The sequence below is a fragment of the Jiangella anatolica genome (assembly GCF_003236295.1).
Lineage (GTDB): Bacteria > Actinomycetota > Actinomycetes > Jiangellales > Jiangellaceae > Jiangella > Jiangella anatolica.
Window position 1 is genome coordinate 1 of sequence record NZ_POTW01000219.1, and the last position, 446, is coordinate 446.

At 63.7% G+C, this 446-nt stretch carries 1 protein-coding gene; it reads left to right on the forward strand.

Annotation, left to right across the window (positions count from 1 at the left end; all coding sequences use genetic code 11):
- A partial coding sequence (locus C1I92_RS35935) for a J domain-containing protein (protein ID WP_146605397.1) occupies positions 1-446 on the forward strand: 446 nt, incomplete at both ends.

Sequence of the window (446 nt, forward strand, 5' to 3'; positions counted from 1 at the left end):
CAACAAGTACAGCGGCACGGACTTCGACCGGGAAGCCGCGATGCAAGCCGCGCAGATGAAGGCAAGGCTGGAGGCCGCCCTCGGCGTCGGCCTGGGCGACGACGCGGATGTGCATTCGGAAGAGGTGCTACTGCAACGCGCCCGCGAGCACCTCGCACAACGGGCTGAGAAAAAGGCCGCCGCCGCAACCAAGCGTGAAGCCCGCTGGGCCGCGCGGAAGAAATCTTCGATGCAACTTGCGGCAGAAGCACAGGAGGCAGACGAACAGGCACAGATCAGCCTGTCCATCCGCGAGGTCTATCGCAAGCTCGCCAGCGCCCTGCACCCGGACCGCGAAACCGATCCACAGGAGCGAGAGCGCAAGACGCGGCTAATGCAGCGCGTCAACGAGGCCTACGACAAGAACAACCTGCTGCAACTACTGGAATTGCAGCTTGAGCTGGAGC